We start from the raw sequence: 2,135 nt of genomic DNA on the forward strand, positions 1-2,135 counted from the left end.
AAATATGTTAGAGTCTGTCCGTGCGCTAGACCTGCACAAAAAACCATATTTTAATCTTCCGTTCTTCAACAAACTGGGAACATCATGTTTAACAAACAAACAAACAAACAAACAAACAAACAAACAAACAAACAAACAAACAAACAAACAAACAAACAAACAAAAATTTTCAATAAAACATTGGACGTTATTAGTCGCTTTGGGTTTGTCTATGCCTGCCCAAGCCCTTTATACCCTTACTGATTTAGGAACACTTGGAGGATCAGAGAGTTATGGCAATGGCATTAACAACCGGGGAGAAGTGACAGGTTATTCCGATTTATTGAGATACAAGGCTTTCGTGACTGATGCCAGCACTAATGCCATGACCAATTTAGGTACATTTCCTGCCCCTGATTCAGTAACAAATATGAGTAGTTATGGCTTAGCCATTAACGACATCGGACAAGTAACAGGCAATTCTACTATTCGAATTGCTGGTGATTTAAGGAGTCATGCTTTCGTGACCAATGCCAGCGACAACGTCATGACCGATTTAGGTACACTCGGTGGCAAAAATAGCGAAGCTAATGCTATTAACAATAGCGGACAAGTGACGGGTGTTTCTGAAATTGCTGGAGGCTTTTTACCCTTTGTGTCTGATGGTTTTGGTATGGTGAGTTTAGGTTTCATAGGTACTGGCAGGGGCATTAACGACAGCGGACAAGTGACGGGCGAAATCCAGTCTTCAACTGGTCCTCATGCTTTCTTGACTAATGCAGACCACACTGTCGTGACCGATTTAGGTACGCTCGGCGGCTCAGCAAGTTATGGTTATGGCATTAATAATAGTGGTCAAGTGACGGGTTGGGCCAATACCGCTAACGGTTATGTCCATGCCTTCGTGACCGATGCCACCACTCACGCAATGACTGATTTGAATGTTCTTTCAGCGACTGAATTGGGTACGCGTTGTTCCGAAGTCACAAGAAGCTGGGGCCTTGATATTAACAACAAGGGACAAGTGACGGGACTTTCTGACTGTGAACGTGGGCAGCCTACTCACGCCTTCGTCACCATCGATGGTGTTATGCATGATCTGAATATGATGGTAATTGGAGGAACTGCAGGGATTCTCCTCACTGAAGGGCGTAGTATTAACGATGCCGGACAAATAACAGGTATTGGCATTGTACCCGGTAATGTTAAACACGCATTTTTATTGACACCAGCAATCACTCTCACCATCACGCCTACCAATAACGGCAGCATAGGAAGTGACGTCGGCGGTATCTTGTGTGGCACGACCTGCACAGGTACTTACAGTTTAGGCGCAAGCGTCATATTAACGGCTACAGCGAATGCTGGTTATACTTTTAAAGGATGGACAGGTGCATGTACAGGCAACTCGACCACTTGTACTTTAGCTATGGATGCCGATAAAACAGTCGGTGCAAGCTTCGGTGTTAGTAAACACACTTTAAACGTTAGCAAAACAGGCACGGGTATAGGCAGTGTGATGAGCACACCCGCTGGTATAGATTGCAACACAGCTTGCAGTGCGGATTTTGCTATCAACACGGCGGTCACGTTGGCGGCTTACCCCGACATCCATTCAACTTTTACGGGTTGGAGCGGTGCAGGGTGTTCCGGTACGGGTGTCTGTGCGTTGACAATGGATGCGGCGAAAGCAGTAACCGCAAGCTTTAATCTCAACACGTATACGCTTAAAACCAGCAAGCTAGGGAACGGCACGGTAACCAGCGACACAGGTGGAATCAACTGCGGGACCAGCTGTAGCGCGATTTATGGTTACGGCTCGACGGCTACGCCTGGTGATGCCAATACGGTGTTCATGGGCTGGGGCGGTGCATGTAGAGGGCAAGGCAGTTGTACGGTGACGATAAGTGCGGCGACTAGCGTCAGCGCTAAATTTGGCACAGGCTTCGGTTTGACCGTCAACCAACCTGCAAATGGTAAAGTTAAAGGGACTAACATCAATTGCGGTACGGTGGCTGCTTATACTTATACCCTCTGTAACGCCAACTACCTTAGCGATGTATTAGTGACGTTAAAAGCGACACCCGTTGTAGGCTATAGCTTTGACAGTTGGGGCGGCGCATGTGCTGGTACGGCGGTTTCTTGTGTTGTCACGA

Annotated in this window: 1 protein-coding gene; it reads left to right on the forward strand. The window is 46.8% G+C overall.

Features of this window, described 5'->3' with window-relative positions; all coding sequences use genetic code 11:
* The coding region (locus ACYQ1O_RS16860; RefSeq protein WP_459993434.1) for an InlB B-repeat-containing protein at positions 1-2,135 on the forward strand (2,135 nt) is incomplete at both ends.

This window comes from Methylosoma difficile (assembly GCF_054657615.1).